At 58.7% G+C, this 23814-nt stretch carries 15 protein-coding genes and 6 pseudogenes; 7 read left to right on the top strand and 14 right to left on the bottom strand.

Annotated features, from left to right (window positions below; translation table 11 throughout):
- From B4968_RS06155 to hflX, 3 genes and pseudogenes are all read left to right on the top strand, one after another.
- Complete coding sequence (locus B4968_RS06155) at positions 1-1536, top strand: TrkH family potassium uptake protein (protein ID WP_083097510.1); 1536 nt, start codon at positions 1-3, stop codon at positions 1534-1536.
- A 133-nt stretch (positions 1537-1669) separates the two neighbouring features.
- Positions 1670-1909 carry an RNA chaperone Hfq gene (gene hfq / locus B4968_RS06150; RefSeq protein ID WP_008204623.1) on the top strand — a complete coding sequence of 80 codons (240 nt, stop codon included), beginning with the start codon at positions 1670-1672 and terminating at the stop codon, positions 1907-1909.
- A pseudogene (gene hflX / locus B4968_RS06145) lies at positions 1909-3179 on the top strand (GTPase HflX). Before hfq ends, hflX begins: the two are co-directional and overlap by 1 nt.
- Before the next feature lie 77 nt (positions 3180-3256).
- Here the strand turns inward: hflX and B4968_RS06140 are convergent.
- On the bottom strand, positions 3257-4459 hold the full coding sequence (locus tag B4968_RS06140; protein ID WP_083097508.1) for a cation:proton antiporter: 1203 nt from the start codon (positions 4457-4459) through the stop codon (positions 3257-3259).
- 5 nt (positions 4460-4464) lie between these two features.
- Positions 4465-6988 (bottom strand): annotated as a pseudogene (locus tag B4968_RS06135) (penicillin acylase family protein).
- Positions 6989-7102: 114 nt separating this feature from the next.
- Between B4968_RS06135 and B4968_RS06130 the strand changes: the two are divergent.
- Positions 7103-7975 (top strand): NAD(P)-dependent oxidoreductase, encoded by an 873-nt coding sequence (locus B4968_RS06130; protein ID WP_083097506.1) that lies wholly within the window; start codon positions 7103-7105, stop codon positions 7973-7975.
- 180 nt (positions 7976-8155) lie between these two features.
- Here B4968_RS06130 and B4968_RS06125 read toward each other — a convergent pair whose 3' ends face one another.
- Positions 8156-8731 (bottom strand): lipid-binding SYLF domain-containing protein, encoded by a 576-nt coding sequence (locus tag B4968_RS06125; RefSeq protein WP_083097504.1) that lies wholly within the window; start codon positions 8729-8731, stop codon positions 8156-8158.
- 258 nt (positions 8732-8989) lie between these two features.
- Positions 8990-9988, bottom strand: coding sequence for a porphobilinogen synthase (gene hemB / locus B4968_RS06120; protein WP_083097502.1), 999 nt, complete (start codon positions 9986-9988; stop codon positions 8990-8992).
- A gap of 240 nt (positions 9989-10228) precedes the next feature.
- Here hemB and B4968_RS06115 point away from each other — a divergent pair, with 240 nt between their 5' ends.
- Both B4968_RS06115 and mfd read left to right on the top strand, forming a co-directional pair.
- Positions 10229-10756, top strand: coding sequence for a component of SufBCD complex (locus B4968_RS06115; protein WP_083097565.1), 528 nt, complete (start codon positions 10229-10231; stop codon positions 10754-10756).
- Between the two features lie 142 nt (positions 10757-10898).
- Positions 10899-14360: pseudogene (gene mfd / locus B4968_RS06110) on the top strand (transcription-repair coupling factor).
- Positions 14361-14443: 83 nt separating this feature from the next.
- Here the strand turns inward: mfd and B4968_RS06105 are convergent.
- The 5 genes and pseudogenes from B4968_RS06105 to B4968_RS06085 form a co-directional block, all read right to left on the bottom strand.
- Positions 14444-16118: pseudogene (locus tag B4968_RS06105) on the bottom strand (tetratricopeptide repeat protein).
- A gap of 59 nt (positions 16119-16177) precedes the next feature.
- Positions 16178-17401 carry a multidrug effflux MFS transporter gene (locus B4968_RS06100; RefSeq protein ID WP_083097499.1) on the bottom strand — a complete coding sequence of 408 codons (1224 nt, stop codon included), beginning with the start codon at positions 17399-17401 and terminating at the stop codon, positions 16178-16180.
- A 138-nt stretch (positions 17402-17539) separates the two neighbouring features.
- Positions 17540-17959, bottom strand: coding sequence for a potassium channel family protein (locus B4968_RS06095; protein ID WP_083097497.1), 420 nt, complete (start codon positions 17957-17959; stop codon positions 17540-17542).
- Between the two features lie 2 nt (positions 17960-17961).
- A complete protein-coding gene (locus tag B4968_RS06090) occupies positions 17962-18663 on the bottom strand; it encodes a DsbA family oxidoreductase (RefSeq protein WP_083097563.1) in 702 nt (233 codons plus the stop codon).
- A gap of 52 nt (positions 18664-18715) precedes the next feature.
- The gene (locus tag B4968_RS06085) at positions 18716-20224 is read right to left on the bottom strand and encodes a class I adenylate-forming enzyme family protein (RefSeq protein ID WP_083097561.1); all 1509 of its coding nucleotides are present in this window, start codon (positions 20222-20224) and stop codon (positions 18716-18718) included.
- 64 nt (positions 20225-20288) lie between these two features.
- On the opposite strand from B4968_RS06085, the gene B4968_RS06080 reads away from it, so the two are divergent.
- Positions 20289-20912 carry a helix-turn-helix domain-containing protein gene (locus tag B4968_RS06080; protein ID WP_083097495.1) on the top strand — a complete coding sequence of 208 codons (624 nt, stop codon included), beginning with the start codon at positions 20289-20291 and terminating at the stop codon, positions 20910-20912.
- A gap of 88 nt (positions 20913-21000) precedes the next feature.
- Here B4968_RS06080 and B4968_RS25140 read toward each other — a convergent pair whose 3' ends face one another.
- The 5 genes and pseudogenes from B4968_RS25140 to B4968_RS06055 all read right to left on the bottom strand — a co-directional run.
- Complete coding sequence (locus tag B4968_RS25140; protein WP_277620927.1) at positions 21001-21129, bottom strand: hypothetical protein; 129 nt, start codon at positions 21127-21129, stop codon at positions 21001-21003.
- A gap of 371 nt (positions 21130-21500) precedes the next feature.
- Positions 21501-22157: an aquaporin gene (locus tag B4968_RS06070; protein ID WP_083097493.1), complete on the bottom strand. Its 657-nt coding sequence runs from the start codon at positions 22155-22157 to the stop codon at positions 21501-21503.
- Positions 22154-22626 (bottom strand): annotated as a pseudogene (locus B4968_RS06065) (arsenate reductase ArsC). The gene B4968_RS06070 and the pseudogene B4968_RS06065 overlap by 4 nt, the downstream one beginning before the upstream one ends.
- A gap of 22 nt (positions 22627-22648) precedes the next feature.
- Entirely contained in the window at positions 22649-23422 is a 774-nt protein-coding gene (locus tag B4968_RS06060) for an arsenate reductase/protein-tyrosine-phosphatase family protein (RefSeq protein WP_420916473.1), read from the bottom strand.
- A 157-nt stretch (positions 23423-23579) separates the two neighbouring features.
- A pseudogene (locus B4968_RS06055) lies at positions 23580-23814 on the bottom strand (ABC transporter substrate-binding protein); the annotation flags it as partial.

The following is a 23814-nucleotide window of genomic DNA, read 5'->3' as shown; positions in this document are numbered from 1 at the left end:
ATGGCACGCCGGAATAAAAAGCCCAGAGGGTTGTTGAGACTGCCTTTGTTCCTGCTAATCTGCAGCATTGCATCTCTGGCGATGTGGATCCCGGCGGTGCATGCGCTGGTGCTGAACGACCACCCCACCTCGCGCGCCTTTTTCTATACCGGAATTCTGGGTCTGTTTATGGTGGCCCTGGCTGGTCTGTCGCTTGGCAACCGGGTGCCGCGCTACGGGATGCCTGGCCAGCTGTTGTCGCTTTTGGCGACCTTTGTGATTTTGCCGCTTTTTCTTGCAGTACCAGTGCATGATGCCCTGGGCAACACCAGCTTTCTCAACGCCTATTTCGATATGGTGAGTGCGGTGACAACCACCGGCGCGGATATTTATTCTGACCCGGGTCGGCTGCCGCCAAGCGTGCATCTGTGGCGCGCCATGGTGGGCTGGCTTGGCGGGCTGTTGATGTGGGTCTCTGCCTCTGCGGTTCTGGCGCCCCTGTCGCTTGGCGGATTTGAGGTCACGGGGCGTGGCGCCCCAGGCGGCGGCAGTGCCGCACCGGCGCAGATGCAAGAGGCCGACCCCAAACGCCGACTTATCGCGGTTGTCAGCACCTTGGCCCCGGTTTACGGCGGCCTGACACTGATGCTTTGGATTTTGTTGGTGATCACCGGAGAGCCCCCGCTGACAGGCCTCAGCCATGCCATGTCTGTGCTGGCGACCTCTGGGATTTCGGCCGTTGGTGGTGTCGAGAATGCCTCAAGCGGGATCGCAGGAGAAATGGTGATGTTCCTCTTCATGTTCTTTGCCCTGTCCCGGCTGACGTTTTCCAATGATACGGTCACAATTGGCTCTGACAGATTGGACAGGGATCCAGAGTTCAGAACCGGTTTGCTGATCATTATTGGCATGCCCCTGCTGCTGTTCCTGCGGCATTGGCTGGCAACCTTTGAGGTTGGCACGCCGGGAGATGCGGAGCAGGCGCTTAAATCCTTTTGGGGCGGCCTTTTTACCGTGATGTCCTTTCTGTCGACCACGGGATTTGAAAGTGCCGATTGGGAAACCACGCGGCAATGGTCAGGGCTGCAGACGCCGGGGATGATCCTGTTGGGGCTTTCGGTGATTGGCGGTGGGGTTGCCACCACGGCGGGGGGGGTGAAACTTCTGCGGGTCTATGCGCTCTATCTCAATGGCATGCGCGAGATGGAACGTCTGGTGCATCCCTCGTCGGTCAGCGGCGAGGGGCGCGGCACCCGGCGGCTGCAAAGAAATGGTGCCTTTGTGGCCTGGATTTTCTTTATGCTGTTTGCCCTGTCTCTGGCGTTGATCAGTATTGCGCTCTCGGCTGTGGGCAGCGATTTTGAACAATCTTTGATTCTGGCGATCGCCGCCCTGTCCACAACTGGTCCGCTGACGGAAATTGCCGGAAATGCGCCGATTGTCCTCTCGACGCTGCAGCCTGCAGCCAAGTATATTTTGTGCTTTGCAATGGTTTTGGGGCGGCTTGAGACACTCGCGATCATTGCACTTTTGTCGCCAAATTTCTGGCGCAGTTAAGCAACCCTGATGATCCTGACCTTATACGGGGTATTTTTCGGCTGGAAACTGTCAAAAACTGGGTCCATAGTCGGAAACAATATGGCGCATTGGTCCGCAACGCGCCGCAAGAACAAAGGCGAGAGAAAACAAAATGGCTTCGGACAGACAGAATTTGCAGGATGCATTCCTCAATCACGTTCGCAAAACCAAAGTACCAGTAACGATTTTTCTGATTAACGGAGTCAAACTACAGGGTGTGATCACCTGGTTTGACAACTTCTGTGTGCTGCTGCGCCGCGATGGTCAGTCGCAACTGGTCTACAAACACGCGATTTCCACTATTATGCCGGCCCAGCCGATCAGCCTATATGAGGGTGAAGACGCCTCTTGATGGAGCATGACAGGATCCGTACCCGCGCCTGGGTACTACATCCGGATATCAAATCAGATCATGGGCGTCGCCCAGCTGAACCCGCTTTGGCGGAAGGCGTCGCACTAGCTGAGGCCTTGCCCGATCTTGACGTGATCGGCTCGACGGTTGTGCGCCTGCCAAAGGCGCATGCAGGCATGTTGTTTGGCTCTGGTAAAATTGAAGAGCTCAACACCGTATTGCATGATGCAGAGATTGATCTGGTGTTGATTGATGGTCCGGTGTCGCCGGTTCAGCAACGCAACCTGGAAAAGGCCTGGAAGGTCAAGATCCTGGACCGGACCGGTCTTATTCTCGAGATCTTTTCCGATCGTGCCCGCACCCGTGAAGGGGTCTTGCAGGTCGAGATGGCGGCGCTCAGCTATCAGCGCACCCGTCTGGTCAGGGCCTGGACCCACCTGGAGCGCCAGCGTGGTGGTCTTGGATTTGTCGGCGGACCCGGCGAAACCCAGATCGAGGCGGACAGCGGCCCATTGATGACCAGCTGGTCAATCTGCGGCGCCAGCTGGCCAAAGTGGTCAAAACGCGTGCGCTGCACCGCGCAGCACGGGCCAAAATCCCCTATCCGATTGTCGCACTTGTCGGCTATACCAATGCCGGGAAGTCAACCCTTTTTAACCGGTTAACCGGTGCGGACGTCATGGCGAAAGATATGCTTTTTGCCACGCTTGACCCCACCATGCGCCGGGTTGAGATGCCGGATGGTCCTGAGATTATTCTCTCGGATACCGTGGGATTTATCTCGGATCTGCCAACCGAACTGGTGGCGGCCTTTCGCGCCACTCTTGAGGAGGTGCTGGCAGCGGATGTGATCCTGCATGTGCGCGATATCAGTCATGAGAACAGCCAGGAACAGGCCAATGACGTGGCGGCTATTCTGTCCACGCTGGGGGTTGATGAAAACCGGGCCAAGATTGAGGTCTGGAACAAACTCGACCTGCTGCCTGAGGATGTGCAAGAGGCGCGTCGTCAACGTGCCACGCGCGAAGAGGGGATCCATGCAATCTCTGCCCTGACAGGCGAAGGGATTGACGCTCTGTTAGAGGATGTCGCAACCAAACTGCAGGGCGTGCGCCACGAAGAGGAGTTCACCCTGACCTATGCGCAGGGCAAGCAACGCGCCTGGCTGTTTCAGCAAGACCTTGTGTTGAGTGAAGAGCAGAGCGACGAAGGCTTTGTTTTGACGGTGCGCTGGACGGATAAGCAAAAGGCGCAGTTTAACGCGCTTTGAGATCACGCGGTTCTTCTGATCCACAGAAAATAAGGGCGCAGGGCGATTGGTCTTGCGCCCTTTTTCCATCCAGAGCCTTATTGCTTGTCAGCCGCTTGGTCAGAAGCTTTTTGTTTGGACACCACCACAGCTGTGATGACAGGACCGATAAGTTCAAATCCTGCAGTGGTGCCAATGGCCAGTGCGGTGATCTGGCTCGCATAGGCGGGAAACTGTTCCGCAGCAGCCAGCGCCATCCCGATGGCGACGCCGGCCTGTGGCAACATTGCCGCGCCATACAGCCTGCGTTCGGCCCTGGGCGCATTGGACAGGGCACCGCCGAGCCAGCCTCCCAGAATACGTCCCAGAACACGAAAGACGGCATAGGCAATGCCAGCGCCGCCAGCCAGCGCCAGCGCCTGTGCGTCCAGCGAGGCCCCGGCCAGCACAAAGAACACAATCATAAAGGGCCACTCAAAGCTGCGGACCTCTTCAAAGGCGCGGCTGTGATGTCGGGTATGATTGACGATCACCGCGCCCACGGTCATCCCGGCGATCAGGTAGGACAGACCCAGCAGCAGCGACAGCCCGGCGGTGAGAAAGATCAGACCCAAGGCCTCAACCCGCAGTGGCTCGCCATCTGAGAACCGCCCGATCAGGATGGCCCCCGGCCAGCCAATCGCGACCCCAAGAGCGATGGAGCCGCCGAGTTCATAGCCTGCGGTGGCCAGCGGTGATCCCTCGCCACCGGTGTCGGTGAACAGCCGCAAAACCAGCATCGATAAACTAAAGGCCAGCAGCCCCCAGGCATCGTCGATAGCCACCAGGCCCTTGAGGCGGCGGGTAAATCCATTGTCCACCCCGGACTGATCAATGACATCATAGGTTGCTGCAGGATCCGTTGCGGTGGCCAGGGCGCCCAGAATGAGCGCAAGCGCAAAAGGCAGGCCAAAGCCCCACAGGCCTAATCCCCACAGACCGATGGTTACAACCGCCTGGGTGATCAGCACCACCGAGAGCGACACCACCACCACAATACGCCCATGTTGGCGCAGGTTCTCCAGCGAAAGAGAACTGCCAAGCAGCACAGCGACGGCGCTCAACGCCACGATCGTGACCACCGGATAAAGATCACTCAGCGCTGTTGGCAACAGATCAAACCCGGCTTGTCCGACCACAAGCCCAAAGCCCAGCAGCAGCGTCACACGGGGCAGGCGCAATTGCCGTCCGATCCGGTCGGCTGCCAGTCCGACAAAGAACAACAGCCCAAGAACAATCAGCAGCGTGGCAATATCAGACATGGGGCCTAGTTCCCTGGCAGGATGGTGGTGACGCCAACGGCGGCGGCGCGGGCCAGGTCTTCATCAAGCGACATTGGGATGTATTCCCCGCGGCGCCACAGCTGGGCCATATCGTCATAGTAGCGCGACAGGAAATGTCCTGACTGCCCTGTGGCCAGAATGAACAACGAGCTGTCCGGATCAGCAAAGTCATAGACACCGCGATAGCCGGCGGCATGGATGTTCTGAAACGGATTGGGGGCTGTGCCAGAGGTCAGCCCCCGTTGCAGCGTGTTGTCGCCGCCACTGGTCGACTGGCGTATGTTCACAAAGAACCGCAGCAAAGGGACATTTCCCAGCACCTCATGATCATGAGTGGCCTGATGCGCGTCTCCCCAGCGCAGGGATTCCAGCGCCCTGCCATAGCGTTCTTCGATCCAGATCAGCGCATCATCAAGCGCCAGACGGGACATGTCGGTGCAACTCTCTCTTGGTGCACTCTGGCGCACGTCACACCAACTGCTGGCACCGTCAACATCCCGGTAGACCCGTTCGATGAACAGCGGGTCTACCTGGGTAAATTCGTTTGTCAGCGGGCCCAGCTCATCTGAGATCAGGCGCTTTTGCAAGGCCCGCAGCCAGGTCGCATAGAGCAGAGGTTCCGGAAGATGTTCGTTCATCTCGCCATTCCACTCTGACAGCAGCGACAGCGCAATTTGTCGTTGCCGTTCCCGGCTGCCCTCTTCGGCGGTCTCGCCGGTAAACCAAAGGTCAGCACCAATCAGCGGCAGCAGCGCGCGTGCGGTGTAAGAGACGGTATCCAGCTGCGCCTCAATAAAACTGTCACGGGTATGGACTTCGCGGCTCTGCATCAGGCGGCGCCAGCGATTGATCCGTTGGGTGTCTCCCCACACGTAGGACACATGGTTGGGAAAGGGGCGCTCCAGAACCTTGTTGTTTGTGTTGCCAAGAATGCCACCGCGGGGGCTGACGAACCCGGGATTGGCCGCATAGGGCGCACGCCCGATCCAGCGGTTCTCGCGGAGCCAGCCCTGACTGGGCAGCCGCCCTTTGCTGCTGTGGCGGGCATCACGGGCCGGAAAGGCACCGATGGTTTTCTGGGCGATGGTGTTTTTGTCTGCCAGGATCAGGTTCTGTGCCGGAGCAATATAATCCTGGGTAGTTTCAATGGCTTCGGCAACAGTCACGCTGCGCATCAGTCCAATGGCGGCAGTAAGCGAGGTGTCTTGCGGATCCAGCGCCGTCCAGCCCAGGCTCACCACGTGACCTGGAGGCGTTATGGCGGCAAGGCCAAAGAGGGATCCGGGCAGGACCGGGCCGTTCTCGCTCCAGCGCAGGCTCAGGGTGACCGGGGCGGCGTCCTTGATCTTGATGATCGAGGGACGGGCGGTGAAGTCTCTATATCCCTGCGGGCTGAGATATTGTTCCGGATTGCCGGGGTTTAGCTTTTCGATGAAAAGATCCTGATCATCCATAAAGGACGCCGTGATGCCCCAGCCCAGCGCTTGGGAGCGTCCGGTCAGGATTGCCGGGATGCCGGGGAGTGTGCCGCCGATGACGCCGCCGGTGGCCAGCTCCATGCGGGCCAGATACCAGCTGCCGGGCGCTGTGAGGTTTCCGTGGGGATCATTCGCCAGAAGTGTCCCACCTGCGGCTGACCGGCTGGGGGCCGCGGCCCAGGCATTGGAGGCGCCGCCAAAGCCGCGCGCCGAGACGGGGAACAGGGTGCTTTCGGTCCCAGCAGGGGCGCTGGCATAACGCGGCAGATCGGAAAGCGGGCCGGGAACAAGGCCCGGAAACAGGCCGGGAATAAGGCTGGGAAACAGGCTGGCATATTCCGGCAGGGCGGCGAGGCCTTTGCCGGGGGCATCGGGCAAAATGTCTTTTAGGCGGTCAGGATCGCCCAGCGACAGCGAGGTGCGCGCCCGCAGCACCTCTTCCTGCAAATGATTTGACGACTTCAACGCCATCAGTTTCATCAGCGCGATGCTGTCAGCGGGCTGCCATGGCGCCATCGGCATGTTGAACAAAAACATCTCCGGCGCACCGCGTCCCAGCGCGTCGGTGTTGATTTCCAGAATGCGGGCATTGACGCCTGCGGCATAGGCCTGCAGCGACTGCAGGGTCTCGGGGGACTGTGCAGAGACCGATTACTGCGCCAGCCCGTACAGATCAAGCCTGCGGATCAGCATATCGCTTTCAGTGGTGCGCGCGCCAAAGACCTCGGAGAGACGCCCCTGGACGGTGCGCCGCAGCACCGCCATTTGCCACAGACGATCCTGCGCATGCACGTAGCCGAGACCAAAGTAGACGTCTTCGTCGCTGGCGCCAAAGCTGCCAAAAATATGTGGCACATTGGCGTTGTCGCGAATAATTTCTACCGGAGCCGAGGGGCCAGGCAGGCTGATTTCCTTGTCATATTCCGGCAGGGATCGCGATGCCAGATAGTAGGAAAGGCTGCTGGCAAGGACAACCAAGAAGAATCAGCGTGGCCGCGAGCCGCAGGAGCCAGTGAAAAAGACGTGCCATCAAGGGCCTGTTTCCTATATTTTGTGGCTTTGGCGTCTTTCGTGCGATTGCACCTCGCCGGACCGGTGTTAGGGTGACGCCAACATAAGCCAGTTAAGAACAAGGGAAAAGTAGATGGCAAAAATTGCATTTTTGGGTTTGGGTGTCATGGGCTACCCAATGGCGGGGCATCTTAAATCCGCAGGTCATGAGGTCAGCGTTTATAACCGGACTGCCGCCAAGGCCTCGGCCTGGGCAGACGCGCATGGTGGCACGTTTGGCACGACACCGCGCGAAGCGGTTGCGGGCGCGGATTTTGTCATGGCCTGCGTTGGCAACGATGATGACCTGCGCTCGGTCTGTCTTGGGGCGGATGGTGCGTTTGCCGGGATGGAAGCGGGCAGCGTGTTTGTCGACCACACCACGGTTTCGGCCCAGGTGACCCGCGAACTCTATGCCACAGCGGCTGAGACGGGCGTCTCCTTTGTGGATGCGCCAATCTCTGGCGGCCAGGCAGGCGCCGAAAACGGCGTGTTGTCGGTGATGTGTGGCGGCGATGCCGACAGCTATGCCCGGGCCGAGCCGATCATTGCGGCCTATGCGCGGATTTGCCGTCGGATTGGCGACAGCGGGGCCGGGCAGATGACCAAGATGTGCAATCAGATTGCCATTGCCGGTCTGGTCCAGGGCTTGAGCGAAGCGCTGCACTTTGCTGAAAAAGCCGGGTTGGATGGCCGGGCCGTGGTTGAGGTGATCAGCCAGGGCGCTGCGGGTAGCTGGCAAATGGCAAATCGCTATGAAACCATGCTGGATGACCAGTTTGAACATGGCTTTGCGGTCGACTGGATGCGCAAGGATCTCGGGATTTGCCTGAGCGCTGCCAATGAAACCGGTGCGAGCCTGCCGGTGACGGCGCTGGTGGACCAGTTCTACAAAGAAGTGCAAAAGCTTGGCGGCGGTCGCTGGGATACCTCGTCCTTGCTCAAACGTCTGCGCGCGCTGGACTAACCGCCTCTGACTCTGAGGCTCCCGGTTCTGCTATGGCGCCGGGGGTTTCGCCTGTAGCCCTGGTCAACGACCAGAGATGAAATGAGCCGGTACAGATTATGATCTGCACCGGCTCTCTTTTTGTGTTTTCATAAGTATCCCGAATTCATCCCAGGGGCAGATTGCCCTAAGCGGAGGATCTTATGGGATGATACGGGTGTATTTGGTGCCTTCCAGCGTGGCGCCGACGCGCAAGCCGGCCTGACCAAAGACCGCAGCCAGAATGGGCGAGGTCATCGTGTTGGTGTCGGCCGTAAGAGAGTTGCCATCGTCACGGACAACATACTCCAGATCGGCGCCTGCGGCCCAGCCGGACGAGCGGCGGAACTTACCAAGGGCGTCTTCGGTCATGAAGAACAGCACATGGGCATATTGCTGGGCGCCAATCTGCAGGCCCGCGTTGCCCTTTACGGTAGAGTAATAATCAACGGTTGCGCCATTGATCCGAAGAGCCCCACGGCCAAAGGCACCGCCAATCAGGAACCCGGCCTCTGTCACCAAAGGCATGACCAGCATGCCGGTGGATTTCTCCGCCAGAGTGACCGTGTGAGGGTAGAGGTTGTACATCTGATTCAGGGTGGCATCGACGCGGGCATCAATGGTCGCGCCATTGTTGGTGCCAACGCCATTGCCGCAGGCTGCGGTGACGCCTGCGCCGGCCAAGAGGCTAAAGGTAAAGCCGCGGCGCGACATGCGGTCAAAAGATTTTCTGCTCATATATCCAGTTGCCTGTCCTGGTGCTCTGGGCTCTGTTCCGAAACACATGCGTGTCAGGAAAATAATCCGCCCGAGCGGGGTGTTTGAGAAGGCCGGTTTTCCGGCTCTATACGCCCATATACGCCTATTGCAGGCGGGTGTCATCTCTTTGACAGTAGCCCAGGACATAAACGGGCATAACTTGGCAGCTTCTTGCTGGCTTTGATGTCAGATCTGTCGCCGCGAGACTGTTTCAGCCATTGGGTTCAGCCATTGCGCTCAGCCATTGAGAATGCGGGCCGTTTCGGGCGCAAAGTAGGTAAGAACCCCGTCACAGCCGGCGCGCTTAAACGCCATCAGGCTTTCAAGCATGACCTTTTCGCCGTCGATCCAGCCATTTTGCGCCGCAGCCTGGATCATCGCGTACTCGCCAGAGACCTGATAGGCAAAGGTCGGAGTACCAAAGGTCGATTTCACCCGGTAGCAGATATCCAGATAGGCGATGCCGGGTTTGACCATGACCATATCGGCGCCTTCCCGCAGGTCGCGCTCGATCAGGCGCATGGCCTCATCCGAGTTGCCAGGGTCCATCTGATAGGTCTTCTTGTCGCCCTGCAGCGCCCCCGATGCGCCCACAGCGTCGCGAAATGGCCCATAGTAGCCAGAGGCGTATTTGGCCGAATAGGACAGAATAGAGACATTGCGGTGCCCGGCGGCCTCAAGCGCGCTGCGCATCGCGCCAATGCGGCCATCCATCATATCAGAAGGGCCAATGATATCAGCGCCGGCCTCGGCCTGTGCCAATGTCATCTTCACCAGCGCCTCTATGGTTTCATCATTAAGGATCTCGCCGTTGACCACATAGCCGTCATGGCCGTTGATATTATAGGGGTCCAGCGCCACATCGGTCATCACCGCGATGTCAGGGGGCACCTGTTTGATCGCCCGGATCGCCCGGTTGCACAGGTTGTCCGGGTTCCAGGCCTCGGCGCAGTCTTCGGTTTTGAGCGAAGCGTCAGTATAGGGAAACAGGCAGATCGCCGGAATGCCCAGCGCCTGTGCCTCGCATGCGGCCTCTGCGATTTTATCAACAGAGCGGCGCAAAACACCCGGCATCGAGCTGACAGGCTCTTCGATCCCCTCACCGTCGCGTACAAACACCGGCCAGATCAAATCATCGGTGGTCAGGGTGTTTTCGCGCACCAATCCCCGGATTGCGGGGCTGACACGGGTACGGCGCAGGCGGGCGGCGGGAAAGGGAGCGACGGTCGGCTTCATCTGGAACTCATCTTTTCTTGTTTCTTGCCACCTTGGGTCGCATGGATCCGAGGCCGATGGCAAGTGACACATTCGCCGCGCTTTGTCGCATCCCACGCGAAGACGACTTCAGGAGGGCTTGTCACTGGTCTGGCCTCAGAGGATACAGGGCCAGATCACATCACCTGGGTGTTGCTTTTCACCGGAAGAAAAGCCAATTCAGTTGGCATTGTGATCTGCATGAAGAGAGGCATTTGCGTTTTGAGTTTGTTTCAAACCCTGTCCGAGATGATTGATCTGCGGTCCTTTTCCAATCTTTGGTATTGGATCGCCTTGGCGGTCATGTGGTCTACCCTCAGCCACCGGATTATTGGCGTCCCGTTTGACATGGTCCAGCGTGCGCGCAAACACGAAGGCCAATCGGCCCGCGATCTAGAAGATCTGGTGCGGATCAACGTGAACCGGATACTGTTTGTGTTTCAGTCGGCCGGCGTCTGGCTCCTGGGATTTGCCTGTTTTGTGCTCTCCATTCTGGCGACCCTTGGATTTATTCTTGAGGTCGAGTTTGCCCAGGCCGTCTTTTTGTTGGTGTTTCCCCTGTCTTTGGTCGGCCTGATCAATCTGTCTACGGCGCAAAAGATCTTTACCAGCGAGGCCAGTGGAGAGGAGCTCTATAAGGCGCTGAGCCTCTGCCGTGTCATGGTGCAGTTCCTCGGCATGATCTGTATTTTTGTCACCGCCATGTGGGGCATGTACCAAAACCTTCACATCGGCCCCCTCGGGGGATGAGGCATGGCACGGAGCCCAGAGACGGACGGGGACCAGAGACGACCACAGTCGGCCTAGGTACATTGCCAAAACGGGTCTGCAAGCCGTTTTGTGATCCGGCGGTCTGAACAGCAGCGATCATTTGTTAAAGGAGAGGCGCACAATGGCGCAACGAGCAATCACCATGGGCGGTGCGCCAGAAGGGTTTGATGCCCGGCTCATTCTGGACGAGCTGGCAAAATCCGGCCAGCCGGTTCTGCATATCGCCCGCGATGATAAGCGGATGGAGGCCATGCGTGCAGCGCTTGCGTTCTTTGCGCCCGAGATGCCGGTGTTCATCTTTCCGGGCTGGGATTGTCTTCCTTATGACCGGGTCTCTCCCAACGCCGATGTTGCCTCCGCCCGGATGGCCTGTTTTCCGGCTCTGGTGCACCAGATGCCGAAACAGTATATCCTGCTCACCACCCTGAATGCCGCCAGCCAACGCCTCCCGGCCCGTTCAGTGTTGCGCGAGGCTGCGTTTTCGGCACGTGTCGGACAGCGTGTTGATGAAAAGGCCCTGCGAAACTTTCTGGTGCGTATGGGCTTTGTGCAAAGCCCAACAGTGATGGAGCCCGGGGATTATGCCATTCGCGGCGGTATCATCGACATCTTTCCTCCCGGTGAAAACGGGCCGGTTCGGCTCGACTTTTTTGGCGATGTTCTGGACGGCTGGCCGGTTCGATCCGGCCAGCCAGCGCCCAACCGAAACGCTTGATCTGATAGAGCTGGCGCCAGTGTCCGAGGTGATCCTCGACGAGGCGGCGATCACCCGGTTCCGGCAGAACTACCGCATTGAGTTCGGCGCTGCGGGCACGGATGACCCGCTTTATGAGGCCGTCAGCGCCGGGCGCAAACATCAGGGCATCGAGCATTGGTTGCCGTTCTTTCATGATACGCTGGAAACCCTGTTTGACTACCTTCCCGATGCCACCCTGACCCTGGATGATCAGGTGACACCGGCTCGTTTGGCCCGTTGGGAGAGCATCGAAGATCAATATGAAACCCGCAAGATCGCCATGAGCCAAAAGGGCCGGATGGATACGGTGTACAAACCGACCCCTCCCGGATTGCTCTATCTCGATGATGCCGCCTGGGAGGCTGCTGTTGCCTCGCACCGCAGTATTCAGCTGCACCCGCTGGCGCAGGCCTCTGGTCCGGGCGTTGTGGATGCGGGCGGCCGCATTGGGCGCAATTTCTCTCCCGAACGGCAGCAGGAAAACATCAGCCTTTTTGGCGCCTTAGCCTCGCATATTAAGGCGCGTCTGCTTGAGGGGCCGGTGGTTGTTGCCTCTTATTCGGAAGGTGCGCGCGAACGCCTGACCGGGCTGATCGAGGACGAAGGGCTGGCCGAGGTCATTCCGATTTTGGATGGCACCCGGATCGGAAAATCCGGGCTTCATTTGGCTGTCTGGGCGCTTGAGCATGGCTTTCAGTCGCCGCAGATGACGGTGATTTCAGAACAGGATGTACTGGGGGATCGGTTGATCCGCTCGCCCAAGAAACGCCGCAAGGCGGAAAATTTCCTGACCGAGGCGCAGTCCCTCAGCCCGGGCGATCTGGTGGTGCATGTGGACCACGGGATCGGTCGCTATCAGGGCATGGAGGTGGTGCGGGCAGCGGGTGCTGCGCATGAATGTCTGCTGCTGGAATATGCCGAAGAGTCAAAGCTCTATCTGCCGGTCGAAAATATCGAGCTGCTGTCAAAATACGGCCATGACGAAGCCTTTCTGGACCGGCTTGGCGGCGGGGCCTGGCAGGCCAAAAAGGCCAAACTAAAAGAGCGCATCCGCGAGATGGCGGACAAACTCGTTCGGGTTGCTGCTGAGCGCGCGCTCAGACGTGCCCCGGCGATGGATCCGCCTGCGCATGCCTGGGAAGAGTTTTCGGCCCGGTTCCCCTATCAGGAGACCCACGACCAGCTGCGTGCCATTGAAGATGTGATGGCGGATCTGACCTCTGGGCAGCCGATGGACCGGCTGATCTGTGGCGATGTGGGCTTTGGCAAAACCGAGGTTGCGATGCGCGCAGCTTTTGTTGCGGCCATGTCGGGCTTTCAGGTGGCTATTGTGGCTCCCACAACCTTGCTGGCGCGGCAGCATGCGGCGTCCTTTGTCGAGCGTTTTCGTGGGTTTCCTTTGGAGGTCAGGCAGTTGTCGCGCTTTGTGACGGCAAAAGAAGCCGCAAAAACACGCGAAGGCATGGCCAAGGGCACCATTGATATCGTCATTGGCACCCATGCGCTTTTGGCCAAAAACATCCGTTTCAAAGATCTGGGTCTTTTGATCATTGATGAGGAGCAGCACTTTGGCGTCGGTCACAAGGAGCGCCTGAAACAGATGCGCTCGGACATTCATGTGCTGACCCTGACCGCAACGCCGATCCCGCGTACGCTGCAGCTAAGCCTCACAGGGGTGCGCGTGATTTGTCGATCATCGGAACCCCTCCGGTGGACCGTCTCGCCATCCGCACCTATGTCAGTGAATTTGATGCCGTCACCCTGCGCGAGGGCCTGCTGCGCGAGCATTATCGCGGCGGCCAGAGCTTTTACGTGGTGCCGCGCATCTCGGATCTGCCAGAGATCGAGGCCTTTCTGACAGAGCAGCTGCCCGAGCTGAGCTATGTTGTGGCCCATGGTCAGATGGCTGCCGGTGAGCTGGATGACCGCATGAACGCCTTTTATGACGGCAAATATGATGTGCTGTTGGCCACAACGATTGTGGAATCCGGCCTCGACATTCCAACCGCAAACACCATGGTGGTGCATCGTGCGGATATGTTTGGCCTGTCGCAGCTCTACCAGATCCGGGGAAGGGTTGGGCGCTCGAAGACCCGCGCCTATGCCTATCTTACCACAAAACCACGTCAGCGCCTGACAGCCGCTGCTGACAAACGTCTGCGGGTGCTTGGCTCGCTTGATACCCTCGGGGCTGGCTTTACCCTCGCCAGCCAGGATCTGGATATCCGCGGTGCCGGCAATCTTTTGGGCGAAGAGCAGTCTGGCCAGATGCGCGATGTCGGCTATGAGCTGTATCAGTCGATGCTGGAAGAGGCGATTGCCAAGATCCGCTCCGGTGAGCTGGAAGGGCTGAGCGACGGCGATGAGCAATGGGCGCCGCAAATCAACCTCGGGGTGCCCGTGTTGATCCCCGAGGCCTATGTGCCTGATCTGGATGTGCGCCTTGGGCTGTATCGCCGCCTGTCGTCCCTCACCACCAAGGTCGAACTTGAGGGCTTTGCCGCAGAGCTGATCGACAGGTTTGGCAAATTGCCTAAAGAGGTCAACACCTTGATGCTTGTTGTTCGCATAAAGGCGATGTGCAAACGCGCAGGTATTTCTAAGCTGGACGCAGGGCCAAAGGGCGCGACCCTGCAGTTTCACAACGACAAATTTGCCTCGCCGCAGGGGCTGGTTGATTTCATTCAGGGCCAGGATGGTCTGGCCAAGGTCAAAGACAACAAGATCGTGGTGCGCCGCGACTGGAAAAAAGACAGCGACAAGATCAAAGGCGCCTTTGCCATTGCCCGTGACCTGGCTGAAAAGCTGGTCGCCGAGAAGAAAAGGGCCAAAGCAAAGGTCAATTAGGCACCAGTCTGTTTGGTGCCAGTCTGTCCTTTTCCGGGCATGACTTTTGCCCGGTTTGGAGCCTCCTGACCGAGCAAAAGGGGCTAGCTGCTACAGCAGCTCTCAGGTTGCATCGCGATCTGCGCACAGCCACAAGAGGCAAACACCCCGACAGAGCGCGCCTCGGCAATGTCGAGCTTTTGTTTGACGTGCTGGAGCTCGACGCTGTCACCACGCGCGTTAAGGCAGTCGTGTAATCCCTTGAGTCTCCAAACATTATCGGGATGAACAGAGGCGCGCGACAGCCTGTTGTCGAGGCCCAGATCAGCGCGGTAAACAGCTTCAGCCTCGGCCACATGACCCTGCTCCAACAAGAGCGCCCCAAGCGCATGTCGCGTGGGCTGCATCCAGCCCCAGGGCTCATCATAGGGCAGGTTGTCATCCAATTCGACCGAGCGGCGCAGATGCGCGAAGGCAAGATCATAGTTGTGCTTGCGGTACTCGATCTCGCCCCGCAGCATTTCACGGGCGATTTCCAGCAGGTCAGTCACCCGGTTGTTATGCATCAGCCGGGTCTCGGGCACGCGGCCCAGGGCGGCAAGGAATAGCTGCTCTTCTGCTTCAGCGTCGCTGACGCGGTTGGTGGCAGCATAGGCAAGGGCGCGGGCATAATGGGTGGTGGCGGTCAAGGTGCAATACAGCTCAGGGTCCGCGGGCAGGTCCAGATCGATGCAATCCTGCCAGCGGCCAAAGCGGATCAGGATGTGCGGATGCATTGCCATGTAGGATTCAAAATAGTCGGCCATTGGCGGGCTTTTGATGCGGAGCATTTCTTCGGGGGTGGTGTCCCACAGGCCCTGGTTTGCCTGTAGCGCGGGCTCCATTTGTCCAAGAAAAAGAGCGCCATAGATCACGAAGTGATAGTTGTGCTGCCGGTAGCCTGTATAGATGTTATAGGCACCTTCGCGGTCGTAATATTTCAGGTCCGCCTTTATGGCCTCCTGGTTCCACAAAACTACATCATGGTAGTTGCCGCAGAGCACATCGATATGGGTTGGCATATGCACCAGATGGCCAGCATCAGGCACCAGCCGCCGCAATACATCTGCCGCTTTGAGCGCCTTCTCCGGGGTCGGTGACATCTCCATCAGATGCACATAGAGATGCAGCAGGCCAGGGTGCGTCATCGCGCCCGGTGCTGTCTCCATCGCAGTCTCAAGCAGCTCTTGCGCCTCAAGGGTGGCGGCACCCTCGGCAGGTGCGCCGGTCTTGAGATCCCACATTTTCCACGGCGTCAGGTTGAGCAGGCTTTCAGCGAATATTGTGCGCAAATCCAGATGGGTATCGCAGGATTTGAATGCAGACCGCATCGCCTGCGCAAAGTCAAAATCCCAGTCATGCATCGCCTCACCGAGGCTGCGCTGCGGATAACGGGTTTTGAGGGCGCGGATCAGCAGGGTTTCGACGCTGGTGCAGCCTTTTAAGCAGCGGTTGGCAGCCTCGCAGGCGTCATAGGCCTGCGTCAGGGCTTCGGCGCGGCCGGTCTGGTCGTGCAGCTCCCAGGGCATATTATAGTTGGGACCAGAGGCATATGAGAGCCCCCAAATGGGCCATGGCACAGTTGGGATCATGTGAGAGGGCTTGTTTGAAGCAGGCAATCGCTTCCTGGTGATTGTAGCCATAGGTCCAGATCAAGCCGCGATCAAACCAGAGTTGCGCCTGTGGTGAGGCGGTGGTGATCGGGCAGGAATAACTGCCAAGGTCGTACGGATAATCCATGAAAAACCTCTCCAAATATTTGGAGAGGTTAGGAGTTTCGCAAGCCGTCAGCAAGCGCGCTAATCGGTGGGAAACCGCGCCTCGACCCGGGCGATATGCAGCATCAACAGGTAGCCTGCGCTGGCCATGGTCAGGATGCCAAGGGTAATCGGCAGCAGCGTTCCGTTGAACAAAAGCCCGATCGGGGCGGAAATAGCGGCTGCCAGAACGGTGGAAATAGAGCCAATGACCGAGGCGGCCATACCGGCAATATGCCCCATGGGCTCCATCGCCATCGCATTGAGATTGCCGAGGGTGGTGCCGGCAATGAAAAAGACACTGGTTTGCCAGGCCACAAACAGACCAAACGCCATACCTGCGGGCAAAGGAACCGCCTCAAAACCCAGCATTATGGCTGAGAACACAATCTGTGCTGCCAGCGACCAGGTCACCATCCGGCGCATGCCAACCCGTACCACAAGCGAGGCGTTCAGAATGCTGGCACTGCCAGACAACAGGGCAACCAGGCTGAACCAATAGGGGAAACTGTCGCCGTGATCAAAAACCAGGTCATAGATTTGCTGAACCATGGTGATCATGGTGAACAAAATTGCCAGACACAGGGTTTGAACCAAGATCGAAAGGCGCACAGTGGGATGCAGCATCATCTCGCGGATTGCAGCCATCATCAGGGGCAGGCGAAAGGGGCGACGGTTCTCGCGCGCCAGCGGCTCTGGCAGCCGGATCTGCACCCAAAGGGCAATGACACAGGCAAAGACCACAAAGGCGACAAAGAACCCGCGCCAGCCGGAAAAGAGCATGATGCCCTGGCCAAGCAACGGCGCAACAGCAGGCACCAGGGTAAAGATCATCATGGCGATCGAAATCATTTTTGCCATCTCGCGCCCCGAGTACAGATCACGGACAATGGCCAGGGCCACCACCCGTGGCCCTGCCGCGCCCAGTCCCATGGTGACGCGCGCGATCAAAACCAGCTCTAGGGACGTAGACGCCCAGGCGACGGCGGCAGAAATGATGTAGATGGCGGCGCCTGCGATGATCACCGGCTTGCGGCCAAACGCATCTGACAGGGGGCCGGTGAAAAAGGTGCCCAATCCCATGCCCAGCACAAAAGAGGTCAGGATAAGCTGGGCCCGGTTGATATCACCGGGGCTGAGTTGCACGCCGATCTCTGGCAGTGCGGGCAGCATTGCGTCGATGGAAAAGGCAATGGTTGCCATCATCATTGCAACCAGAGAAATGAACTCTGGCTTGGACATCGTGTGGGATGGGCTTGGTGTCATTGGAATCCTCATGCGAGACGTCTGGGTCCGGCAATTGGATCCTAATAAGGCGTCGTTGACGCGGCGCTATCACGATTGCCATCGGGAAACCATGGCGCGAAATGCACAGGGTTATGTGCAGCGATGTTTCGATGCAGATCAGGCGTTTGAAGGATCAGTTGAGGGCTTTGTGTCCTCTGGTGCGTCTTGCGGCACGCGTGTCCCATGCGGCGGGTCGTCTTCGTTTGCAGTCTTTTCCACGGTTTCCTCGGACCGGCTGTCCAGACGGGCAAAGAGCCATTCGTTGTGCTTTTGACGTTTGAGCAGTTGGATCTGGGCAAATTCATGCATCGCTAAGGCAAAGACCCCCAAGCCGCCAAAGATCAGGAAGGTCGTTGCCAGTTTGCCGGCAGCTGTGATGGGGACAAGATTGCCATAACCAACGGTCGAGATGGTGATCACGGTAAAGAAATAGGAATCCAGCCAGCTCCAGCCCTCAATAAAATGAAAGAAAACGGTGCCTGAGACCAGGATCACGAGCAGGGCGACAAATATGGTCAGACGACGGAGCTGGTTCATGTTCACTCCTGAGGCGTTTGAAGTTGCTGCATAATATCCGCGATGATCTGTTTCCACATCTCGGGCTGTTGTGCTCCGGGGACCGCGTGTTGATTTGCGATGATAAAGGTTGGGACCGAACTCACGCCCATTTTGCGCGAATGGGCATCGCGGTTGCGGATGTCCTCAACGTCATTGTCACTGGCCAAAAGCTGGCGCACAACATCGGCCTCCATGCCGACCTTGGCTGCAATCTCGACCAGAACCTCTGGGTCGCCAATGTCACGGGCCTGGGCAAAATAGGCGTCGAACAGGGCATCGACCATAGGCCCCTGCTTGCGTTCGATACCGGCCCAGTGGATCAGCCGGTGGGCATCAATTGTGTTGGGGGTGCGCTGCATACCTTCAAAATCGATGTTTAGTCCGGCCTTTTCGGCGTTTTCAACCACCGGTGCGTAGGCGCGCACCGCCCCCTCCTTGCCGCCAAATTTGGCCTCTAGGTAGTCACGCCGCCCCATGCCTGTTGCTGGCATGTCCGGGTTCAGCTGAAACGGATGCCATTCAATGACAAAGGGATGATTGGGGATTGCGGCCAGGGCCTTGTCCAGGTGGGTTTTGCCGATATAGCACCAGGGGCAGATCGGGTCGGAAATTATGTCGAGCTTGACCGTGGGCAGCGCTGCAGCCGCTGTTGCAGCCTGTGTTGGGGCCTGCGCGCCTGACATGTCTGAGGTCTGCGCCGGATGTGCGCTGGGGGTCTGATCATCAGTCATGGTGTTATCCTTTGAAATAGGCAGGCAGGGCGCGGCGCAGCAATTTTCCATTGGCGCCACTTGGCAGGGCATCAAGATGAACATAGGCGCGCGGTTGTTTGTAGCGGGCCAGACGCTCGGCGGCAAAAGCTTCCAGCTCGGCTGCGTTCACGTCTTTGGGACCGGTGTAGAACGCCACGATAATGTGGCTGTCAGCTTTTACCTCGACCGAGGCAACACCAACCTGCGTGAGGCCGGGATGGGCGGAAAGCTGGGTTTCCACCTCGATGGGCGAGACGCGAACGCCGGCGGCTTTCATCATGTCATCTGCCCGGCCCAGATAGCTGATCTGCCCGTCCACTGCCATGGCACCCTGATCACCGGTTAAAAACCAGCCATCCTGCATCCGGGCGGCGGTCTCTTCTGGTGCGTTGAGATAGCCCAGCATCAAACCGGGGTCGTTGTCGGCAATGGCAATGGTGCCCTCGCTGCCCTGCGGCACGGGACCGTCGGGGCCGAGAATGGCAACCCTGCGTCCCGGCTGCGGCTGCCCCAAGGCCTCCGCGCGGGCCGGATGCGCCGGGCTTGAGGAGATAAAGGTTGAGCATTCGGACATGCCATAGGCTTCGTATAGCTCGGTGCCGGAGGTTTTCACCCAGTTGGCATGCAGATGCGTCGAGAGTTTTTCACCGGCGCAAAGCCCATGGCGCAAATCGGGGAGATCCAGCGGCAACCCATCCTTTAGGATCTTTCGGTAAACACCTGGAGCTGCGGCAAAAATGCTGGCTTTATGTTGGCGCAGCAGCATGGGGAGGTCGCTGGGGTCGGTGCCCGGCTCCGGGATCAGCGCGGTGGCCCCAACGCTCCAAGGATCCATCAGACCGGTGCCGAGGGTAAAGGTCCAGTTAAAGGCACCGGCATGCAGCAGCCGGTCATCACTCTCAAGGTCATACCAGCCTTTGATCATCATCTGCCGGGCCCAGATGGCGCGGTGGGCATGCGCCACCGCACGCGCCTTGCCGCTGGTGCCCGAGGTATAGACCGCATAGGCCATGCGGTTGGGATCCCCCATGTCATAGGCGCAGGGCGCAAGACCGCGCATCGCCTGCAAGGCAGACAGAAGGATTTGGTTTGGATGTGCCGCGCAGGCAACCTCGGGGTCGCGCAGCACGGCGGCGGCATTCAGATCTTTGATAATGCCTGCAGTTTCGCCCTCGGTCAGCTGTGAGGAGGTTGGCACCGGAACCAGTCCGGCGGCAATAGCTCCCAGATAGGCAATTGGGAAATCAACGGTATTGCCAAGCCGCATCAGCAGGATTTGCCCCGGCACCAGGCCTGCCTCCAGCAGACCTGTTGCGGTGCCCCGAACGGCGGCCTCCAGCTGTGCAAAGGTCCAGATTTTGCAACCCTGGGCGCCAATCACCTCTAAGGCGGGCTTGTCAGCCATATCATCGGCGTGCCGCAGCACATGTGCCGCCAGATTAAACGGAGCGGGGCAGGGCGCAAAGGGGCCTTGATCAAAGAGAGATAACATCTGCATTGGCTAGCGCGACAAGTGCCGCGTTGCAAGCGCCTAGCGGGCGGCATATAGAAGCCCCATGACTGGAAGCGACCCAAAATCCCTGATTACGATTGCCCGCGCCAATGGCGACGAGCGCGAGGCGGAACCGCTTGACCTTGGGGCGCGCGTACGTGAGCTGCGCAAGGCACGGGACTGGACGCTGGAACACGCGGCCAATCAGGCTGGGCTGGCGCGCTCGACCCTGTCCAAGATCGAAAATGGCCAGATGTCGCCGACCTATGAGGCGTTGAAAAAGCTGGCTGTCGGGCTGCAGATTTCGGTGCCGCAGTTGTTTACCCAGCCACAGCGGGATCAGGTGAATGGCCGCATGACCGTCACCAAGCTGAACGAAGGATCTGAACAGGCCACGGCCACCTACGAGCATGAATTGCTGGCCGAGGGGCTACGCCGCAAGCAGATGCTGCCCTACCGGGCGCGTGTGCGGGCGCGCTCAATGGACGAATTCGACGGCTGGGTGCGCCACGATGGCGAAGAGTTTCTCTATGTGCTGACCGGTGTAGTGAAGATCTATACCGAATTCTATGAGCCGGTTGAGATGCGCCGGGGCGACAGTGCCTATTATGATGCTGCGATGGGGCACAACGTGGTGTCAACCAGTCAGGAGGACGCGACAATCCTCTGGGTTACCTCGCTCAGCTAGTTGCGGCGCTTTGCGGACCGTACCCAAATTGTATCTCACAGTTGGTGTTCGACTTTGCTGCAGGCAATTGGCTATCCCTGCGGGAAACTCAGCTTCTTGGCCGGGCGGCAGACTCTGGTTCCAGTTCCGCATGCAGGCTTTCGGTGAACAGGAAGTCAGCGACCTCTTCCTGGGCCTCGCGCAGGGTCAAATGATGGGTGCGGGTCAGATAGGCCACAAACCCTTGTTGATCCCGTTCCAGATTGGGGACACTGGTTGGGGACACTGGGCTGTAAATGAGGGAAGCGCTGCTTGGCGCGCCGATACGTCTCGTGCCACGGGATTGGCGTTGGAAGGATCGTCATGATTGGTGCCCCATTGATGCTGCTGGTACTGCTGCTGGTGGTGCTGGCGAAACAATGACTGCGTTCTTCCAAGGTTATAGCAAAAACGGGCTAAAAAGAAACGCGGGACTTTTGGGGCGCATACTGCGGCGCGAACCAGCCCGCATTCTAGGCGGTTTCCCTTTGTACGGGCTGGGCAGGGTCTCTTATGGCAGACAGGATCCTCTGCCTGTTTTAGGGGGGTTTGAGGCCCGCCTGATGCGTCTCAATCCTCAGCAAACAGCCAGCTCAAAACAAGATGTGCAATGCCGACTGCGAGTAGCTGCATGGCGATAAAGGCGGCGATATGGCCCGGGTAGATCCCCGCAAAGGTATCGCTGAGCCCGCGTGCGATTGTTACGGCAGGATTGGCAAAACTGGTGGAGGAGGAGAACCAATAGGCCCCGGTGATATATAGCCCGACCAGAGCGGGCACCGTATCAGGCCGCATCCGAAGGCCGCCAAAAATCACAAACAGCAGCCCAAAGGTGGCTATCACCTCAGAGGACCACTGCGCCACACCGCTGCGGTGCATCGTGCCTGAGAGCTGCAGAATGGGCAGATCAAACATCAGGTGGCAGGCCCAGACACCAAGGATTGCGCCGATGATCTGAACCGCAGCATAGGGGGCCAGGTGTTGCCAGCGGTGCTCACCACGCAGGCAAAAGGCGAGGGTGACGGCCGGATTGAAATGCGCCCCGGAAAGAGGCCCCAGCGTGGTAATAATGGCAAAGAGCATACAGCCGGTGGCAATGGCATTGGCCAGCAGGGCCAGGGCAGTGTTTCCACCTGCAAGGCTTTCAGCCATGATGCCCGAGCCGACCACCCCGATCAATAAAAAGGCGCTTCCCAGACCTTCGGCCAGCAGCTTTTTGGCAATCATGTCATCTCTCCAATTTCTTTGAGACGGGCGGCGTAGTTTGCCGGGGATTGCTCTGCGTTCAATGCAACAAAGGCCTCGGCCCGACGGTGCAGGGCCTGGTAGGCGGTCTCAAAGGCCTCTTCCCAATCGGGTTGCGCAGCGGCCGCTGGGTCGGGAATACCCCAATGGGCGCGCAGGGGGGCTCCGGGCCAGATTGGACATGTTTCACCTGCTGCCGAGGCACAGACGGTTATCACCAGATCCATTGCAGGCGCGTCCGGCCCGGCGAATTCATCCCAGCTTTTGAGCGGGCCTGATCCGCGGGGTATCCCTTTTGCTGCAACAGCTTGAGAGATTGTGGATGGACCTTTCCGGCCGGTTGCGATCCGGCCGAATAGGCCTTTATCTCTCCGGCACCCATTTTGTTGAGGAGGGCTTCCAACAGAATGGAGCGCGCCGAGTTGCCAGTACATAATACCAAGATATTCATGAGGGTTCTTTCCTGTGACCGGTCAGGTCTCGCTGGTGAGGGTGCCAATTGCATCAGATTGATGTTGCAGTGAAATTCGGTCCAATGTGTCAAACGGCAGGGCGGCAAAGGCTGTGATGCGCCTCTTGAGAAGACCATAGGATTGTTGCAGGGCCAGACTGCGCACGGCCTCGCTGCCAGTGACCTGCAGCGGGTCAGGCATGCCCCAATGCGCGCTCATTGGTTGTCCTGGCCAGGCCGGGCATTCTTCGTTTGCCGCATGATCACAGACCGTAAAGATGAAATCCATCTTCTCCGCATCGGGGCCGGAAAATGTCGCAAGCGTCTTTGAGGACAGGCTGCTGGTGTCATAGCCTTTCTCCGCCAGCAGCGACAGCACCCTGGGCGAGGGGCCAGTGTTGGGGCCTGTGCCAGGGTGGGTGCCGGCAGAGTAGGCCTGAAACCGTCCTTCCCCAAGCCTGTTGAGAAGGCTTTCAGCCATAATCGACCGTGCTGCATTCCCCGTACAGATAAACAGCACTTTTAGCGGGCGCTCTGATGTTGGCTGCGCCAGGCGGGCCACAGGGCCGGGCATGCAGATATCCGGGCGGTTTTGGCAGCAGCCGGTGAGCAGCATGTCGAACATGCCCCGCAAACCATCGAGATCGGCACAATAAAGCAGAGAGTTTCCCTGTCTGCTTTGGCTGATCAAACCGGCCTGTCGCAGGTTGCTGAGATAGGCCGAGGTGGTGTTTGGCTTGTGGGACAGCGCCGCCGATATGTCGCCGGCGGCGACCTTGGCCGGAAAGCGGCGCATCAGCAGTCGGAAAATCGCCAGCCTGTTTGGATGAGCAAGGGAGGCCAGTTGGTCTGTAGACGGGGGTGTCGAATCTATTTCCATAATTCACGAAATACGGAAATAGATCTGGGCTGTCAACATGGCGCGGCCCGCGCCCGGGAAAATCTTCGCTGTCTTAGTCTGGCTGATACCACCAGACGTCAGGCATAAAGCCGTGCGATCGCCGTAGATCGGCAGGGTTTTGGGGAACCGCAGCTCTTTGGCATGGGCAATGCGGCCCTTGTCAAAGGACCATATGGGGATCACGTAGCGGCCAGCGGTCAAAACCCGGTCCAGGGCCCGTGTTGCGGCAATGAATTCCGATGGATCCTCAACTGGAAGCATATGATCAATCATCGCATCCACAGCAA

The organism is Pseudophaeobacter leonis, from assembly GCF_002087335.1.
Lineage (GTDB): Bacteria > Pseudomonadota > Alphaproteobacteria > Rhodobacterales > Rhodobacteraceae > Pseudophaeobacter > Pseudophaeobacter leonis.
This window is presented reverse-complemented; position numbering and strand designations above follow the sequence as displayed.